The sequence below is a fragment of the Pseudochrobactrum sp. Wa41.01b-1 genome, from assembly GCF_019464455.1.
Lineage (GTDB): Bacteria > Pseudomonadota > Alphaproteobacteria > Rhizobiales > Rhizobiaceae > Pseudochrobactrum > Pseudochrobactrum saccharolyticum.
In genome coordinates, this window is the sequence record NZ_CP080493.1 from 107,802 (window position 1) to 120,798 (window position 12,997).

Annotated in this window: 12 protein-coding genes and 4 tRNA genes; 11 read left to right on the forward strand and 5 right to left on the reverse strand. The window is 51.0% G+C overall.

Translation table 11 applies throughout. The annotated features are described in order from the left end of the window. Positions 1 to 153: 153 nt before the first annotated feature. The 4 genes from nrdI to K1X45_RS00575 all read right to left on the reverse strand — a co-directional run bounded on the left by nrdI (position 154) and on the right by K1X45_RS00575 (position 2,745). The gene (gene nrdI, locus K1X45_RS00560) at positions 154 to 564 is read right to left on the reverse strand and encodes a class Ib ribonucleoside-diphosphate reductase assembly flavoprotein NrdI (RefSeq protein ID WP_022710813.1); all 411 of its coding nucleotides are present in this window, start codon (positions 562 to 564) and stop codon (positions 154 to 156) included. A gap of 271 nt (positions 565 to 835) precedes the next feature. Next, complete coding sequence (nrdH, locus tag K1X45_RS00565; protein WP_022710815.1) at positions 836 to 1,057, reverse strand: glutaredoxin-like protein NrdH; 222 nt, start codon at positions 1,055 to 1,057, stop codon at positions 836 to 838. Positions 1,058 to 2,492: 1,435 nt separating this feature from the next. Then, positions 2,493 to 2,568 (reverse strand) — tRNA-Val (locus K1X45_RS00570). Between the two features lie 101 nt (positions 2,569 to 2,669). Beyond that, positions 2,670 to 2,745: transfer RNA gene (locus K1X45_RS00575), tRNA-Val, on the reverse strand. 411 nt (positions 2,746 to 3,156) lie between these two features. Between K1X45_RS00575 and K1X45_RS00580 the strand changes: the two genes are divergently transcribed. Together K1X45_RS00580 and K1X45_RS00585 are read left to right on the forward strand one after the other, a co-directional pair. After that, a tRNA-Asp gene (locus K1X45_RS00580) sits at positions 3,157 to 3,233 on the forward strand. A 199-nt stretch (positions 3,234 to 3,432) separates the two neighbouring features. Further along, a tRNA-Asp gene (locus tag K1X45_RS00585) sits at positions 3,433 to 3,509 on the forward strand. A gap of 115 nt (positions 3,510 to 3,624) precedes the next feature. Here the strand turns inward: K1X45_RS00585 and K1X45_RS00590 are convergent. Continuing rightward, positions 3,625 to 3,846, reverse strand: a complete 222-nt coding sequence (locus tag K1X45_RS00590) for a hypothetical protein (RefSeq protein ID WP_220159491.1) — start codon at positions 3,844 to 3,846, stop codon at positions 3,625 to 3,627. A gap of 483 nt (positions 3,847 to 4,329) precedes the next feature. Here K1X45_RS00590 and K1X45_RS00595 point away from each other — a divergent pair, with 483 nt between their 5' ends. The 9 genes from K1X45_RS00595 to nuoH all read left to right on the forward strand — a co-directional run bounded on the left by K1X45_RS00595 (position 4,330) and on the right by nuoH (position 12,992). Continuing rightward, positions 4,330 to 4,695: an NADH-quinone oxidoreductase subunit A gene (locus K1X45_RS00595; protein ID WP_022711745.1), complete on the forward strand. Its 366-nt coding sequence runs from the start codon at positions 4,330 to 4,332 to the stop codon at positions 4,693 to 4,695. A 35-nt stretch (positions 4,696 to 4,730) separates the two neighbouring features. Further along, a complete protein-coding gene (locus K1X45_RS00600) occupies positions 4,731 to 5,300 on the forward strand; it encodes an NADH-quinone oxidoreductase subunit B family protein (protein ID WP_033316155.1) in 570 nt (189 codons plus the stop codon). 12 nt (positions 5,301 to 5,312) lie between these two features. Then, positions 5,313 to 5,921 carry an NADH-quinone oxidoreductase subunit C gene (locus K1X45_RS00605; protein WP_028233835.1) on the forward strand — a complete coding sequence of 203 codons (609 nt, stop codon included), beginning with the start codon at positions 5,313 to 5,315 and terminating at the stop codon, positions 5,919 to 5,921. Between the two features lie 28 nt (positions 5,922 to 5,949). Beyond that, on the forward strand, positions 5,950 to 6,390 hold the full coding sequence (locus tag K1X45_RS00610; protein WP_220159492.1) for a GFA family protein: 441 nt from the start codon (positions 5,950 to 5,952) through the stop codon (positions 6,388 to 6,390). Next, positions 6,383 to 7,573 (forward strand): NADH-quinone oxidoreductase subunit D, encoded by a 1,191-nt coding sequence (locus K1X45_RS00615; RefSeq protein WP_022711741.1) that lies wholly within the window; start codon positions 6,383 to 6,385, stop codon positions 7,571 to 7,573. The genes K1X45_RS00610 and K1X45_RS00615 overlap by 8 nt, the downstream gene beginning before the upstream one ends. Further along, positions 7,573 to 8,202, forward strand: coding sequence for an NADH-quinone oxidoreductase subunit NuoE (nuoE, locus tag K1X45_RS00620; protein WP_022711740.1), 630 nt, complete (start codon positions 7,573 to 7,575; stop codon positions 8,200 to 8,202). The genes K1X45_RS00615 and nuoE overlap by 1 nt, the downstream gene beginning before the upstream one ends. A 3-nt stretch (positions 8,203 to 8,205) precedes the next feature. Beyond that, on the forward strand, positions 8,206 to 9,513 hold the full coding sequence (gene nuoF, locus K1X45_RS00625; RefSeq protein WP_075655572.1) for an NADH-quinone oxidoreductase subunit NuoF: 1,308 nt from the start codon (positions 8,206 to 8,208) through the stop codon (positions 9,511 to 9,513). Positions 9,514 to 9,640: 127 nt separating this feature from the next. Continuing rightward, positions 9,641 to 11,722, forward strand: a complete 2,082-nt coding sequence (gene nuoG, locus K1X45_RS00630) for an NADH-quinone oxidoreductase subunit NuoG (RefSeq protein ID WP_220159493.1) — start codon at positions 9,641 to 9,643, stop codon at positions 11,720 to 11,722. Between the two features lie 223 nt (positions 11,723 to 11,945). Next, a complete protein-coding gene (gene nuoH / locus K1X45_RS00635) occupies positions 11,946 to 12,992 on the forward strand; it encodes an NADH-quinone oxidoreductase subunit NuoH (protein WP_022711737.1) in 1,047 nt (348 codons plus the stop codon). The last annotated feature ends 5 nt before the right edge of the window (positions 12,993 to 12,997 follow it).

The window sequence follows — 12,997 nt, forward strand, 5'->3', positions numbered from 1 at the left end:
TCCAATTCATTTTTCGGCCAATTTATTTGTCGGTATGTGCAAAACAAAGACCGGCTTCGCTTTCACATCTGTTCACAATACTGATCCGGCTTTTCGTTTGAGAAGGCGGACAGCAATTTAATTTCGTTGTTGAACCCTGTATGGGCTCAGAAGTCAGGCAGCGAGGTCTGCCTGCCAGAATTTCCGCAGACCGTTCCGCACATTGATAACGTCATCATCCGTTCCGGCCAGCTCATAGCGATACAGAAACGGCACCTGACATTTCTCAGATATGACATTGCCGGCAAGACAATAGGTTGCACCGAAATTACGGTTGCCACCGGCAATCACACCGCGAATAAAGGAACGGTTGGCACTGTCATTCAGAAAACGGATCACAGGCTTGGGAACAGCACCGCGTCCGTCCCCGCCGGCATAGGTTGCGACAACCAGCACAAAAGGTTGTGTCACCTGTAAAAGATCGGCCTTCATGCTGCACGGAATACGCAGAGCAGGCAGTCCGGTTTTTGTGACAAAGCGATGCGTATTTTGCGTGCCGCTTGAAAAATAGACGAGCATGCTCATAGCCACTTCCTCATGTTAAATCTCCAGTGAGACACTGAAGTCAAACAAAGACCCTCTATATATAGTGGCACCAGTCCGGCTTTGCAGCCAATGCTGTGCATTATACAGGAAGAGGGCATAGCTTTTGTGATTTGCCTGAAATGCCGTTTCTGGTTCCGGCTTCTGCCCGTCTTGCAATGTGAAAGACGGGCAGAGAATTACCGGCCAGATTGAACAGTCAGGCGGATTGTCCGGATATGACAGTCAAACCGGAACGCTCAGGCCATTATAATTAAGCCAGCGCGCTGATCATGTCAGGGCGGAAGCCTGCCCAATGTGTGTCACCGGCAACAACAACCGGAACCTGCATATAACCGAGACGCTTAACTGTGTCGTAGCCTTCTGCATCTGCAGAAATATCAATGATGTTGAAATCGATTCCCTGACGTTCCAGAGCGCGATAGGTGGCGGTGCACTGAACGCAGGCTGGCTTGCTGTAAACAGTAATGGACATCGGATTCCTCGTTTCTTGATCGCCCTGATATTTTTCAGAGACTGATATGCGTTATATGCCTGTTGATTATTCCGGAGAGAATAGTCAGCGGACATTGTAGCGGGGGCTACAGTTTCCCTTGGCAGGGCCTCATTGGTCTGCACCTTGCGGTGCCTTCTTGTATCTGCACCTGACGGTGCTCTTCTCTTTTTGCACCTTGCGGTGCGGGATTCTTCGTTCTCCGGAGCGTTGTGCCCTCAAAGAACTTCTTGTTTACGCTTCCCTGTATTCCTCACCGGTATGGTTCATCCAGAGACGCACCGGCGGTGATAAATCCGAGCATTGTGGTTCCGCCGCTTTTGAAACGAGAGGGCGGAGGCCTTTCAGGTGCAGAGCGCACCTTTAAATCTGCTGCACAAACTGCGGCTATTCCGCAAAACGCATGCTGAACTTGCTTAAACTGATAAGAACGGAACGGACGGCGGGAGAGGTTGGAAGGAACAGCTCACAGAGGAGCCGGATGCGTCATCAGAGATGGTCGTATAAAGCCATCGGGCGAAGATTCGCTCTGACCGCTGACAAATCTGCTGAAACAGGTTTCTGAACGACAGATGCAGACATCTGTTTGTTTTCCGATCCCTGAAAAGCAGCTCTGACCTTGCGCATAACCTGATTCCTGTTGCCTTGCTGAACTGTGATCTGTGTGCCTGCGATACTGAAAACAACACCGGCGCAACGGATCACATTTCTTCCGTCTTCAACATTCCCGGAGCCTGTTGATAACAACAAGTTCCGATTCTCCGCCGGAAAGGAGTTACCTCCTGAGAACCGGCAAAAATTTCGACGCAACTATCCCGGATCGCATTGCGTATCGCCGGTTTCATTGTGCCTGATAAAGCCGTTTTGAGCGTGGTTGCGAAGCTGCGGTTTGCAGAATCGAAGAACCGCTCAAGACACTATATATGGTATATGTTATGAATTTTTCGTCAATACCTATGGTGTCTCTCTGATAATTTTACCCGCTATACACAGGGCTGAATTAATATGTGGAGATGTGCCAAAAGGGCATCAGCAGGGTCGGCAGGCGTGCTGCCACCGCTCAGCTTGATTCTTAACTGCAGCATATAAGATATGAGCGGTTTTGGGGCGGAAACTTTGCTGTTTCCGGGCAGATTCTTTTCTTTACAAAAGCGGCCGGAGCGGGCAGGCGATTCTTAAATGAGGCGGAGAAGAAGTGCAGATAGGAAGATGTGAGGATAGAGCATTTCACAGTCAAGTTGGATCAACTTGACGCCAGTGATAATGCGACCAAATAAAGAATCTAGAGCGAGCACTGTGATTCAATCTGGACGTAAACCGCTCTAGTCAGCCATGAGACTGCGATTCTGCATGAAACAATTTTCGCCGAAAATCAGCGTAAGGTACAAAATGTTGATTTGCAGAAGAGGGGAGGAAATGGTGGGCGATGAGAGACTCGAACTCCCGACATCTTCGGTGTAAACGAAGCGCTCTACCAACTGAGCTAATCGCCCGCTCGCTAAAAGCGGTATGTGCTGACTTAAGTCTTCAATTATAAATATGAGCACAACATATCTATAATTGTCATTCACTGATCTGATTTCTCAGAAATGAATGGTGGGCGATGAGAGACTCGAACTCCCGACATCTTCGGTGTAAACGAAGCGCTCTACCAACTGAGCTAATCGCCCGCTCGCTTTGAAGCGGCTGTGAGGCTCGTTTAAGGAATTCTTTGGCTAAGCGCAAGAGCAAAAATCAAAAATAAAACAGAAATTTGAATTAATTTTTGTTTCTTCACATTCCTGATGTCATCCCGTCATGCGTTTCGGATGATTCTTTGAATTCAGATGCTTATAGGGAGTGAGAGGGTTCCTCTTTTTATCCCGTGCTGTGCATAAAATCGGTCATTTGTGGACTGCCTATATATATAAAGTGCTCTGTTCGGGCTTTGCGCATATTTATCCTCTTTTCGGTGAAAAACTTTCAAAAGCTCGCTTGACAGTTCATAGTGAACACATTAGACAGCGCCCATACCGAACGGAAACGTCACGGTGCCTGAAGCGAATAGCTTAAGGCTTTCAGATAATCTCTGAAAATACTGCGCGGGTGTAGCTCAGTTGGTTAGAGTGCCGGCCTGTCACGCCGGAGGTCGCGGGTTCGAGCCCCGTCACTCGCGCCACTTTCTCTTCTTACAAAATACAGTTTATGAGAAAGTGGCGCACCCCGCCTGCTTTATATTTCCCTTTGATGTCCCGATTTAAGCATTTGTTTTTAAATGCAAATTTTCTTCATTTATTTGTAAAATTTGTAAGAAAACCCTTTGATTTTAAAAATGAATCAGGGTACATACCAAATCACTTCAGCAGATGAAGTACTGCGCGGGTGTAGCTCAGTTGGTTAGAGTGCCGGCCTGTCACGCCGGAGGTCGCGGGTTCGAGCCCCGTCACTCGCGCCACTTTCTCTTCTTAAAAGTACAGTTCAGAGAAAGTGGCGCATCCCGCCAATTATCCTTTTCTATGATCTATCTATTATAATGTATATCCGCAGGGGCGGGGATTGCTGCCTGTTTTTCAATTTTGGCCGCAGGATTGCTGAAGTGGTTTCGTCAGTTTCCGTGGTATGGTGGCGAATGCGATCTGGCTGATGAGCAGGAAGCTGACGGCGACGATTTTGATAAGTGTCGGTGATCCGCTGCCGTCCATCAGAATATAGGTAAATATCCCGGTGGTTGCGGATAGGAGTGCGGCGGTCAGAGGGATTAATCCTGTAATGGCGCCAAGTGGTGTGTGCATTGGCATTTCCCATAAAAATAAATCAAAAAATATCAGGTTTTAAAATACATTGATTCACCTGCAGGCTGATTACGCATTTTGCATGATGTGCCGCATGAGGTGAGGGGCGACTCGCCTTGCGGCGTGAAACAGATTCTTTTTAGCCTGCAAATCTGAGCCGAATGATTTTTTACGGAAATTTGTGTAATATAGCGATGTGACGACTGCTGGTGTCTGCGCAAAACGCGGGCGGCACGGAGTTGTTAACAGGATGGCTTTTATTAATCATATCCGTGTGAGCGCAGGGCAGTCATGTGCTTTAAAGGCTTGCGCAATCGGGTTGACTACGATAACCGTCCCCACACAAAGCACTGTATTCGCACGGCACGCCATTTGAAGCTGTTTGGGCGAGATTGATTGTAAGGTGCAATGTGTCACATGGCTGTAGCCGTCAAATGGCTTATGTAGTGCACAACTTTACATCTTGAAGCCGGAAATAGGGTAATGAACGAGCTTTTAAGTTCCTATCTGCCGATCGTCATTTTTATTGGCGTGGCAATGGTGATCGGAATTGCGTTGCTGGTAGCGCCGTTCCTGGTCGCGTACAGACAGCCGGATCCAGAAAAACTGTCCGCCTATGAGTGCGGATTTAACGCATTTGACGATGCGCGCATGAAATTCGACGTGCGTTTCTATCTGGTATCCATTCTTTTCATCATCTTCGACCTTGAAGTTGCATTCCTGTTCCCGTGGGCTGTGTCCTTCGGTGAAATTGGCATGTTTGGTTTCTGGTCCATGATGGTCTTCCTTGGTGTGCTCACCATCGGCTTCATTTATGAATGGAAGAAGGGAGCCCTCGAATGGGATTGACCTCTGGCCAAAACACTATGTCTTCTAATGCCAATATGGGTGGCGGGACGCTGATAGCTCCCCGCCCTAAGGGTATTATTGATCCGAATACCGGTAAGCTGATCGGTCAGGACGATGCATTTTTCGGTGAGCTGAATAATGAACTGTCCGATAAGGGCTTCATTGTTACCTCTGCTGATGCATTGATTACATGGGCGCGCACCGGCTCGCTGATGTGGATGACTTTTGGTCTGGCCTGCTGTGCTGTGGAGATGATGCATATTTCCATGCCGCGCTATGATGCCGAGCGTTTCGGTATTGCGCCGCGTGCGTCTCCGCGTCAGTCCGACGTGATGATCGTTGCTGGTACGCTGACCAATAAAATGGCTCCTGCGCTGCGCAAGGTTTACGACCAGATGCCGGAGCCGCGTTATGTGATCTCCATGGGCTCCTGTGCGAATGGCGGTGGTTACTACCATTACTCCTATTCTGTTGTGCGTGGTTGTGACCGTGTTGTTCCGGTTGATATCTATGTGCCGGGCTGTCCTCCGACCGCTGAAGCACTGCTCTACGGCATTCTGATGCTGCAGAAGAAGATTCGCCGCACCGGTACGATTGAGCGTTGATTGGGGGATATGATGATTCAAGAAGCTCTCAATGAACTCTCGGCCTATCTGTCCGAACGCCTCGAAGGCAAAATCGATGAAACATCACTGCGTTACGGTGAGCTGAGCATCACTGTGCCGGGCAGCCAGATTATTTCTGTGCTGACATTCCTGCGCGATGATGTGCAGTGCCAGTTCGTGAATTTCACCGATCTGAGCGGTGTGGACTATCCGGGCCGCGTCAATCGTTTTGATGTGGTCTATCAGCTGATGTCGCCACGTCATAACCTGCGTATCCGCATTCGCGTAATCACCGATGAAGATACACCTGTGCCGTCAATCACCGGCGTTTATCCGGGTGCATTGTGGTACGAGCGTGAAGCTTACGACATGTACGGCATTCTGTTCTCCGGTCATCCGGATTTGCGCCGTCTGCTGACAGATTACGGTTTTGAAGGTCATCCGCTGCGTAAGGATTTCCCGCTGACCGGTTTTGTCGAAGTCCGTTATGATGATCAGGTCAAACGCGTTGTTTACGAGCCGGTTGAGCTGCGTCAGGAATTCCGTAATTTTGATTTCTTGTCCCCGTGGGAAGCAACAGATTATGTGCTTCCGGGCGATGAGAAAGCGAAGTCAAATTAATCTGTCACGTTAGCTGAAGGATTTAAAAATGTCTGATGGTGCTAAGTTGGAAGGTCGCTGCCTCTGTGGTTCAGTGCAGTTTTCGGCGAAGCCTGTGAATGACGAAATGGGCGCCTGCCACTGTTCAATGTGCCGCCGTTGGTCCGGCGGTGTGTTTCTCTGTGTGGATTGCGGAGACAGTCTTGAAGTCACCAAAGGTGATGATCTCGGCTTTTACGGTTCATCCGCATGGGGTGAACGCGGTTTCTGCAAAGTCTGCGGCTCCACTCTGATGTGGCGCATGCAGGATGGTTCCCATAATGTTGTTTCCGTTCAGGCGTTTGAAAATCCTTCGCAATTCAGGTTTACAACAGAGATTTATATCGACTGTAAGCCTGATAGTTACGCTTTTGCCAATGATACGAGCAAAATGACGGAAGCAGAGTTTCTGGCAGCTTTTGCCTCTACACAGGATGCCGAGAATGGCTGAGACACAAGTAAGAAATTTTAATATCAACTTCGGCCCGCAGCATCCGGCGGCGCACGGCGTTTTGCGTCTGGTGCTCGAGCTCGATGGTGAAGTTGTGGCGCGTGTTGATCCGCATATCGGTCTGCTGCATCGCGGTACCGAAAAGCTGATGGAAGCCAAAACCTATCTGCAGGCTGTGCCTTATCTCGACCGCCTCGATTATGTGGCGCCGATGAATCAGGAACACGCTTATGCGCTGGCGGTTGAACGCCTGCTCGGTATTGATGTGCCGAAGCGCGGTCAGCTGATCCGTGTACTTTACTCGGAAATCGGCCGTATTCTCAATCACCTGCTGAACGTAACCACACAGGCTATGGACGTTGGTGCACTGACACCGCCGCTCTGGGGCTTCGAAGAGCGTGAAAAGCTGATGGTGTTCTATGAGCGCGCTTGCGGCGCCCGTATGCACGCAGCCTATTTCCGTCCGGGCGGTGTTCATCAGGATCTGCCTGAGCAGCTGGTTCAGGATATTGCCAACTGGATTGATCCGTTCTTCAAGACGCTGAACAATCTGGACAATCTGATTACCGGCAACCGTATTTTCAAACAGCGTAACGTTGATATCGGCGTTGTGTCGCTGGATGATGCATGGGCATGGGGGTTCTCCGGTGTCATGGTGCGCGGTTCGGGTGCAGCATGGGATCTGCGTAAATCGCAGCCTTATGAATGCTATAATGAAATGGAATTTGACATTCCGATCGGTAAGAACGGCGACTGCTATGACCGCTATCTGATCCGTATGGAAGAAATGCGTCAGTCCGCTTCCATCATGCGCCAGTGCTGTGAATTGCTGCTCGGCAAAGAGCGCGTCGGCCCTGTGTCGAATATGGACAATAAGATTGTTCCGCCGAAACGCGGCGAAATGAAACGCTCGATGGAAGCTCTCATCCATCATTTCAAGCTTTACACTGAAGGTTACCATGTGCCGGAAGGCGAGGTATATGCCGCAGTGGAAGCACCGAAGGGTGAATTCGGTGTTTATCTGGTGTCTGACGGCACTAATAAACCGTATCGTTGCAAATTGCGTGCACCGGGTTTTGCTCATCTTCAGGCCATGGATTTCCTGTGTCGCGGTCATATGCTGGCCGACGTCTCCGCGATCCTTGGCTCGCTCGATATTGTGTTTGGTGAGGTAGACCGCTGATGTCCGTCCGTCGTCTCGCAGATGATTCCGTTCAGCCGGCCAGCTTTTCGTTTAATGCGGAAAATCAGGCCTGGGCTGAAAAGACAATTAAGAAATTCCCTGAAGGTCGCCAGCAGTCTGCGGTTATTCCGCTGCTGATGCGTGCGCAGGAACAGGATGGCTGGGTTACCAAAGCGTCGATTGAGCATGTTGCAGCTATGCTGGAAATGCCGCTGATCCGCGTTCTGGAAGTGGCAACATTCTATACCCAGTTCCAGCTCAAGCCGGTTGGTACACGCGCCCATATTCAGGTTTGCGGTACAACACCATGCGCATTGCGCGGTGCTGAAGAGCTGATGAAAGTGTGCAAGCACAAAATTCATCATGATCCGCTGACACCAAATGCTTCGGGCACGCTGTCTTGGGAAGAAGTTGAATGTCAGGGTGCTTGCGTCAATGCGCCGATGGTCATGATCTTCAAAGACGCTTATGAAGACCTGACACCTGAACGCCTTGAAGAAATCATTGATGCTTTTGAAGCAGGCAAGGGCGATACCATCAAGCCGGGTCCGCAGATCGACCGTGATTTCTCTGCGCCGATTGGTGGCTTGACATCTTTGACTGATGGCAATCCGAAAGCGGAGGGCTGATTGATGCTGGCTGATAAAGATCGCATCTTTACAAATATTTATGGTCTGAAAGACAAGTCGCTGAAAGGCGCTATGTCCCGTGGCCATTGGGACAATACCAAAGGTTTTGTCGAAAAAGGCCGTGACTGGATCATCAATGAGATGAAGGCTTCGGGCCTTCGCGGTCGTGGCGGTGCGGGCTTCCCGACCGGCATGAAATGGTCCTTCATGCCGAAGGAAAGCGACGGTCGTCCGCATTACCTCGTTGTCAATGCCGACGAATCGGAGCCGGGCACCTGTAAAGACCGTGATATCATGCGCCATGATCCGCATACGCTGATCGAAGGCTGCGTGATTGCCGGTTGCGCAATGGGCGCACATACAGCTTACATTTATATCCGCGGTGAATTCATGCGTGAGCGTGAAGCCCTGCAGGCAGCAATTGATGAATGCTACGCAGCCGGTCTGCTTGGCAAAAACAACAAGTGCGGCTGGGATATGGACGTTTTCGTTTCCCATGGTGCGGGCGCTTATATCTGCGGTGAAGAAACTGCGCTGCTGGAAAGCCTTGAAGGCAAAAAAGGCCAGCCACGCCTTAAACCCCCGTTCCCTGCGAATATGGGTCTTTACGGCTGCCCGACCACTGTGAACAACGTGGAATCGATTGCAGTTGCTCCGACCATTCTGCGTCGCGGCGGTGCATGGTTCTCTTCTATCGGCCGTCCGAACAATGTGGGCACCAAGCTGTTCCAGATTTCCGGCCATGTGAACACACCATGCACTGTTGAAGAAGCACTTGGTATTCCGTTCCGCGAACTGATTGAAAAACATGCCGGCGGTATCCGCGGCGGTTGGGACAATCTGCTGGCAGTTATTCCGGGCGGTGCATCCTGTCCTGTGGTTACCGCAGAAAACATGATGGACGCCATCATGGACTTCGACGGTATGCGCGATGTTAAGTCGTCTTTCGGTACCGGCGGTCTTATCGTTATGGATAAGTCAACCGACATCATCAAAGCGATTGCCCGTCTGTCGGCCTTCTTCAAGCACGAAAGCTGCGGTCAGTGCACACCTTGCCGTGAAGGTACAGGCTGGATGTGGCGCGTTATGGAACGCATGGTTACCGGTAACGCGCAGAAGCGCGAAATCGACATGCTGTTCGATGTGACCAAGCAGATTGAAGGTCATACGATTTGTGCGCTTGGTGATGCGGCTGCATGGCCAATTCAGGGTCTGATCCGTAATTTCCGTCCGGAAATTGAAAAGCGTATTGATGATTATACCCGCAATGCTGTTCAGAGCCGTAATATCCGGCTCGAAGCTGCGGAATAAGCTTCAGGGCAGGCCGGTTGCGGTCTGCCCGTTCAGTCATGAAGCGGCATTGCCGCAGAATTAATATGATGCGGCGGATGCCGCGGGTTTAAAAGAATGCGGCAAGTGCCGCAGGTTTGGACAAGCGATGGCAAAGATCAAAGTTGACGGTAACGAGATCGAAGTACCCGATCACTACACGCTTCTTCAGGCAGCCGAAGAGGCTGGCGCTACCGTGCCGCGTTTCTGTTTCCACGAACGCCTCTCCATTGCCGGCAATTGCCGCATGTGCCTGGTTGAAGTTAAAGGCGGACCGCCGAAGCCGGCTGCATCCTGCGCTATGGGCGTACGCGATCTGCGTCCGGGCCCGAACGGCGAAACACCTGAAATCTTCACCAACACACCTATGGTCAAAAAGGCCCGTGAAGGTGTGATGGAATTCCTGCTCATCAACCACCCGCTGGATTGCCCGATTTGCGATCAGGCCGGCGAGTGCGATCTGCAGGATCAGGCGATGGCTTTCGGTACCGATGGTTCGCGTTACCGCGAAAACAAACGTGCTGTTGAAAACAAATATATCGGCCCTCTGGTCAAAACGATCATGACACGCTGCATTCACTGCACGCGCTGCGTTCGTTTCACCACGGAAGTTGCCGGTATTTCCGAGCTCGGCCTCACAGGTCGCGGTGAGGATGCTGAAATCACCACCTATCTCGAACGCGCAATGACCTCTGAACTGCAGGGCAATGTGATTGATCTGTGCCCGGTCGGTGCGCTGACATCCAAGCCTTATGAGTTTCAGGCACGTCCTTGGGAGTTGAACAAGACCGAATCTATCGACGTGATGGATGCTCTTGGTTCAAACATTCGCGTTGATACCCGTGGTCGTGAAGTGATGCGTATTATGCCGCGTCTGAACGAACAGGTGAACGAAGAGTGGATTTCCGACAAGACCCGTTTCATCTGGGATGGTCTGCGCACCCAGCGCCTTGATCGCCCTTATGTTCGCGTCAATGGTCGTCTGCAGGCTGCAAGCTGGAGCGAGGCATTTGCTGCGGTTAAAGCTGCTGTTGCCAAGACTTCAGCTGCCAAAATCGGCGCGATTGCCGGCGATCTGGCCAATGTGGAAGAACTCTACGCATTGAAGAGCCTGATGACCAAACTCGGTTCCGTCAATATTGACGCCCGTCAGGATGGTGTTGCGCTTGATCCTAAATTCGGCCGTGCTTCTTATATCTTCAATCCGACGATTGAAGGTATCGAGCAGGCTGATGCGATTCTGATCGTGGGTTCCAACCCGCGTTTTGAAGCTTCGGTGCTCAATGCACGTATTCTGAAGCGTCAGCGTCAGGGTGGACTGCAGATTGGTCTGATCGGTGAACAGGCAGATCTGCGTTACGCTTACAACTATCTCGGCGCCGGTTCTGATACGCTGGCTCAGGTAGCAAGCGGCAAAGACAAGTTCTTTGATGTGCTGAAAAATGCACAGCGTCCGCTGATCCTGATCGGTCAGGGTGCATTGACCGGTGAAACCGGTGAAGCTGTATTGGCTCAGGCTGCTGCTTTGGCGAATGCCGTTGGCGCAGTGAGCGAAGAGTGGAACGGTTTTGCGGTTCTGCACACTGCTGCTGCCCGCGTCGGCGCACTTGATCTCGGCTTTGTGCCGGGTGAGGGTGGCGTTAAAGCTGCTGACATGGTCGGCCAGATGGATGTGCTGTTCCTTGCCGGTGCAGATGAACTGGATCTGTCCAACAAAGGTTCGAGCTTCGTTGTCTATATCGGCACCCATGGTGATGCCGGTGCCCACGCTGCTGATGTGATCCTGCCAGGTTCCACCTATACAGAAAAATCCGGTACCTATGTAAACACGGAAGGCCGCGTACAGCTGGCAAACCGTGCCGGTTTTGCTCCGGGTGAAGCCAAGGAAGACTGGGCAATTCTGCGTGCATTGTCTGATATTCTGGGCGCGAAACTGCCGTTTGACAGTCTGGCTCAGCTGCGTGCAGCGCTTTATGCGGACTATCCGCATATGGCTCAGATTGACGCAGTGGCTGCCGGTCAGGTTGCGGATATCGCAACTCTCGGTGCAAAAGCAGTTCCGGTAAAGGGCGTTGCATTTGCTTCGCCTGTCACAGATTTCTATCTGACAAACCCGATTGCCCGTGCTTCAGCTGTGATGGCTGAATGTTCCGCGCTGGCAAAGGGTGGCTTCCAGCAGGCAGCCGAATAAGCATTGATGCATACAGCTCCTTAAGCTTTCGGGTTTAAGGAGCTGATATTGCAAAGCAATTTCAGGAAAAGTGGGAACCGGTTTTCCGTCCGAAATTGCGTAAACAAAAAACAGAGCATTTTCACTTTTTCATTAAACTGGAAATGCTCTGAATAAATAAGGTTTACAGCTTGCCCTTGCGTGGGACTAAAACTACGCAGTGCTGTAAGAGAGAGACGGGAAAATGGACGGTATTTTTGCAGCTTACGTCTTACCGGCGCTGATCATAGCGCTGAAGTCAGTCGTTCTGCTCGTCGTATTGCTGATTGTTGTAGCCTATCTGCTTTATGCAGATCGTAAGATCTGGGCTGCGGTACAGTTGCGTCGGGGACCAAACGTTGTCGGCCCTTGGGGACTGTTTCAGGCTTTTGCGGATCTTTTGAAATTCGTATTCAAAGAGCCGATCATCCCATCGGGTGCCAACAAAGCCGTGTTCCTGCTGGCGCCGTTTATTTCGGCACTGCTGGCACTGGCAACATGGGCAGTTATTCCGGTCAGTGAAGGCTGGGCAATTGCCAATATCAATGTCGGTATCCTTTATATTCTCGCTATATCTTCACTTGAAGTTTATGGCGTGATTATGGGCGGCTGGGCTTCAAACTCGAAATATCCGTTTCTCGGCGCACTGCGCTCCGCAGCGCAGATGGTTTCCTATGAAGTCTCGATCGGTTTTGTGATTGTAACAGTGTTGCTGGTTGCCGGTTCCCTGAACCTGACCGACATCGTAATGTCTCAGTCCACAGGTCTTGGTACTTCGCTGGGTCTGCCGAATTCGTTCCTCGACTGGAACTGGCTCGTGCTTTTCCCGATGTTCGTGATCTTCTTCATCTCGGCACTGGCGGAAACCAACCGTCCTCCGTTCGATCTGGTTGAAGCGGAATCCGAACTTGTTGCCGGTCACATGATCGAATATTCGTCGACACCGTTCCTGCTGTTCTTCCTCGGTGAATATGTTGCCATCACTCTGATGTGCGCATTGATGACCATTCTGTTCCTTGGCGGCTGGCTGCCAATCGTGGATGTATGGTTCCTCGCATGGGTGCCGGGCATTGTCTGGTTCATGCTGAAGCTCTGCATGTGCTTCTTCATGTTCGCGATGGTGAAGGCATTCGTACCGCGTTACCGTTATGACCAGCTGATGCGTCTGGGCTGGAAAGTATTCCTGCCGATCTCGCTGTTCATGGTTGTGGCAACCGCTGCATTCCTCAAATTTACCGGCCTCGTAGGTTAAGGAGA